We start from the raw sequence: 4,579 nt of genomic DNA, 5'->3' as shown, positions 1-4,579 counted from the left end.
CACGCAAGAACTTATATTATTTTTGACGCCATAACAACATATTTGGAAGAAATCGGATATGATGTTTTTTATTTACAAAACATAACAGATATTGACGATAAAATTATAAAAAGATCAAAAGAACAAAAGAAAGACCCAAAAGAATTAGCAAAAGAATTTGAAAAAGAATACAAAAAGGACATGAAAGTTCTTAAGATCGGTAGTATAACAAAGTATGCTGCCGCAACTGATTATATAAAAGAAATTCAAAATCAGGTTAAAAAATTATTAAGTAAAGATTATGCATATGAAATAGAAGATGGAATTTATTATAACGTCAGCAAATTTAATAATTATGGTAAATTATCTGGCAGAACTGCTCTTTTAGCGGAAGATGCTGTCTCTAGAATCGATGATACAGAAAAAAAGAAAAATAAGGGTGATTTTTGTCTGTGGAAAAAATCAAAGCAAGACGAACCAAAATGGAAAAGTCCCTGGGGTCAGGGAAGGCCCGGCTGGCATATCGAAGATACCGCAATTACAGAAAAATATTTTGGGGTACAGTATGACATTCATGGCGGAGCAAGAGACCTAATTTTCCCGCACCACGAAGCTGAAATCGCTCAAATGGAAGCAATTTCGGGCAAATCTCCACTTGTAAAATATTGGCTACATACGGGTTTTCTTACAACAAATGGACAAAAAATGGCAAAAAGTCTTGGAAATTTTATTACTATTCGCGATTTTCTTAAAAAATATTCTCCCGAGGTTTTAAGATTTTTTGTTTTTAAAAGCCACTATCGCTCCCCTGTTGATTTTAATGAAAAAGAGATCTTACAAGCAAAAGAAAGTTTGCAAAGACTATATGATTTTAAAAAGAAAATCGAAGGGAAAATAAGAAATAAAAAAATCTCAAAAATACCTTTTGGAAAAGAATTTAATAAATTCTTAGAAGACGATTTTAATACTCCTAAATTTTTCTCTTCTGTATTTGATAAAATAAAAGAAGTAAATAAAAGAATTAATGATTTGAAAGAAAAAGAATTGAGCGATATTTACGTTCTTATTATTTCTATAGATAAAGTATTTAAAATTTTTCCAAAAGAAGAAAAGATCCCAAAAAAAATTATAGAATTGGCAAATAAACGTGAAAAATACCGAAAAGAAAAAAACTGGGAAAAAGCAGATGAAAAAAGAAAAGAAATTGAAAAATTAGGCTATGAAATAGAAGATACATCAAAAGGATCAGAGATTAAAAAAAGGTAGGTCCCGATTTTGTTTCTTATAAAAAAATACAAAATCGCGGATCCTTGAAAAATCTATTTCTATAAAATAAAAATAATTTTTCGAAATTTGAAATTTTTACCTTCTTTTGTTAAAATTCTTATTGCTTATTTCATAAAATTATGGCTGAAGATCCAAATAAAATACCTCCACAAAGCATCGAAACCGAAAAGGCCTTGCTTGGCTCTTTAATGATGGATAAAGACGGAATTATAAAAGTAGTTGATTTCATGCACCCAGAAGACTTTTATAAAGAAAACCATGGTATTATATACCAGGCAATGCTTGATCTTTACCAATCAGGTGAACCAATAGATGTAATGAACTTAAAACAAAGATTGGAAGAAAAAAAAGAACTAAGGAAAATTGGTGGCGCAGCTTATCTTTCAGAACTATTAGAAACAATTCCAACACCAGCCCATCTTGCGCATTACGGTAAAACAGTCCGAGAAAAAAAAGTATTAAGAGATTTAATTAAGGCTTCGGGTGAAATATTCGAACTCGGGCATAAAGAAGATAAAAACGTAGATAATATTTTAGACGAAGCTGAGAAAAAAATATTTAGCATTTCAGAAAGGTCTTTAACGCAAGGTTTTCTTCCTATAAAAAATGAACTTGATGACGCATTTGAAAGAATTGATAAAATTCACTCAAGAAAAGAAGAATTGCGTGGAGTTACAACGGGATTTTCAAAATTAGACGACATGTTGGCAGGATTTCAAAGGGGAGATTTTATTTTGCTTGCCGCAAGGCCAAGCCTTGGAAAAACTTCACTTGCTCTTGATGTTGCAAGAGCCGCTTCTAAGTCGGGGGTTCCTGTTGGAATTTTCTCGCTTGAGATGTCAAAAGAACAATTAGTTGATAGATTAATTGCGGCGGAGGCAAATCTTTCTATGTGGAAATTAAGAACAGGAAAATTATCTGGGGAAGACGAGTTTGCAAGGATAAGAGAAGCGATGGAAAGGCTTTCAAAATCTCAAATTTATATTGACGACGCTCCTTCTGCCAGCGTACTTCATATGAGAGCAATGGCACGAAGGTTACAGGCCGAGAAAAAACTTGGAATTATTATAATTGACTATTTACAATTAATACAACCCAGCGGTTCAAGCGACAATATAGTACAACAAGTTACAGAGGTTTCAAGATCTCTTAAGGCACTTGCCAAAGAATTAAATGTTCCTGTTCTTGGACTTTCACAATTATCAAGAGCCGTTGAGCATCGTCCAGATCAAAGACCAAGACTTTCTGATCTTAGGGAATCCGGCTCCCTTGAACAAGATTCGGATGTTGTTCTTTTTATTTATAGAGAAGATAAAGTAAGACCTAATACACCCGAGCAAAACATCGCTGAAATTATTATTGCAAAGCACAGAAATGGACCAATCGGAAGCAAAAAACTATACTTTAATCAAGATGTTGTAACCTTTAAAGAGCTTGATCAAAACTATGAAGGTGAAGAAATTACTGGCGAGGAAGTAATTTAAATAATATGATTCCGAGACAAATTAAAGAAGCTATTTCTATTTTTTCTAAATTTCCAACCATTGGAGAAAGAACCGCAACAAGGTTTGCTTTATATTTATTGTCATTACCAGAAGAAAAAGCAGAAGAAGTTTGCCAAGCTGTATCAGCTTTAAAAACAGAGCTTAAACGTTGCGACTTTTGTTTTAATCCTTTCACAAGCGCAAGAAAAGAACAAAAACTTTGTGAAATTTGCCGCGATAAAAAAAGAGGTAAAGAAAAAAATATCTGTATAGTAGAAAAAGAAAACGATCTTTGGCAAATGGAAAAAACAAAAAAATACCAGGGTAGATATTTTATTTTAGGAGGTAAAATGGATTTCTTAAAAGAAAATCCTTTGGGTAAATTAAGAATTGAGGAATTAAAAAAACGATTGGAAGAATACCGTCCAAAAGAAATTATTCTTGCAATAAGTCCAACCGTTCAAGGAAATCTTACAATGGATTACATAAAAAGAATATTAAAGCCATATGATGTAAAAATAACCAAACTTGCTCAGGGCTTAACTCTGGGAAGTGAAATTGAATATACTGACGAGGAAACTTTAGAATCGGCACTTGAGGGAAGAAAATAGTAAAGAAATAGAATTTTTAAATTAAAACAGCCTTTTATCTTGGCTGTTTTCTAAATTATATTAATTAAATAGAAATCTTTGTAATTTCCACTTCTGTATAGGGCTGACGATGCCCCCTTTTTACTTTATAGCGTTTTTTGGCTTTATATTTGAAAATTTCAACTTTCTTTGCTCTTGCCTGTTTTATAATTTTACCACTTACCTTGGCACTCTTTACGATCGGCATACCAATTTTAATTGAACCGTTTTTCTCAACTAATAAAACTTCTTTAAAGTCAACACTTTTCCCTTCTTTCTCGTCTAACTTTTCTATTTTTATTTTATCTCCGGGATTAATTAAATATTGTTTCCCTCCTGTTTTAATTATTGCTAACATGATTTGAATTATGAATTATGGGTACAAAAGATAATATTATACTTATTTTTCTTCTTTTTCAAGGGGTTCTGTTGTTTTTAACTTTTTTGGTTCTTCTATTGTCGTTAATTTCTCAACCTTATCACTAAATAAAGAAAGTCGTTTTTCTGAATTATCGTACGCGCTTGTTGCGTTTCTTAAATGTCCACCCAATTTCCTGAAATCATTGTTCAGTTTCTGTGCATCTATATGAATTCTTCCCAATCTTTTTAAAATTTCCTGAGTTTGTTTTGATATTTGAGTATCACGAAACCAATGCTCGATTGTACGTAAAGTAAGATAAATAGTATTTGGAGAAATTAAAACAACTTTTTTGGACCAGGCATATCTTGCAACATCTTCTTTCTTTGCGCGGAACATTATCTCATAATAAATTGCCTCTGCCGGAATATACATTAATGCAAAGTCCACCGTACCTTCTGAAGTTAATATATATTTTGAAGAAATTTCATCCACCCTTAACTTAACGTCCCTAAGAAAACTTTGCCTAAAAGATTCTTTTTCGGCTTCCGATTCCGCATGAATCATCCTTTCAAAATTCTCAGAAGAAAATTTTGCGTCAATAGGAAGCAATTTGCCGTTTGGTAATTTAAGAACCGCATCTACCATCTCTCCTGAAGAAAAAGCATATTGTTTCTTATAAAGTTCTGAGGGAAAATGCTCTGCTAAAACGTGCTCAAGAGAAGCCTCTCCCCATTGACCTCGAAGTTTTGGAGACTTAAAAATTTCCTGAAAAGAAGAAACATCTTTTACTTTATCTTGGATTTGCTTTAAATTTTCTCTAATTTGAGTTGTTTCTTTGG

General features: G+C 32.2%; 5 protein-coding genes. 3 read left to right on the top strand and 2 right to left on the bottom strand.

Features of this window, described 5'->3' with window-relative positions; all coding sequences use genetic code 11:
* From cysS to recR, 3 genes are all read left to right on the top strand, one after another.
* The coding region (cysS, locus tag PHI88_00820) for a cysteine--tRNA ligase (protein ID MDD5551692.1) at nucleotides 1-1,245 on the top strand (1,245 nt) is incomplete at its 5' end.
* A gap of 140 nt (nucleotides 1,246-1,385) precedes the next feature.
* Nucleotides 1,386-2,750, top strand: a complete 1,365-nt coding sequence (dnaB, locus tag PHI88_00815) for a replicative DNA helicase (GenBank protein ID MDD5551691.1) — start codon at nucleotides 1,386-1,388, stop codon at nucleotides 2,748-2,750.
* A 5-nt stretch (nucleotides 2,751-2,755) separates the two neighbouring features.
* Nucleotides 2,756-3,361, top strand: a complete 606-nt coding sequence (recR, locus tag PHI88_00810) for a recombination mediator RecR (GenBank protein ID MDD5551690.1) — start codon at nucleotides 2,756-2,758, stop codon at nucleotides 3,359-3,361.
* A gap of 64 nt (nucleotides 3,362-3,425) precedes the next feature.
* Here the strand turns inward: recR and rplU are convergent, their stop codons facing one another.
* Together rplU and PHI88_00800 are read right to left on the bottom strand one after the other, a co-directional pair.
* Nucleotides 3,426-3,737 (bottom strand): 50S ribosomal protein L21, encoded by a 312-nt coding sequence (rplU, locus tag PHI88_00805; GenBank protein ID MDD5551689.1) that lies wholly within the window; start codon nucleotides 3,735-3,737, stop codon nucleotides 3,426-3,428.
* 42 nt (nucleotides 3,738-3,779) lie between these two features.
* A partial coding sequence (locus PHI88_00800) for a DNA recombination protein RmuC (protein MDD5551688.1) occupies nucleotides 3,780-4,579 on the bottom strand: 800 nt, incomplete at its 5' end.

It is taken from the genome of Candidatus Paceibacterota bacterium (assembly GCA_028716825.1).
In the GTDB taxonomy this organism is placed as follows: domain Bacteria; phylum Patescibacteriota; class Minisyncoccia; order Minisyncoccales.
This window is presented reverse-complemented; position numbering and strand designations above follow the sequence as displayed.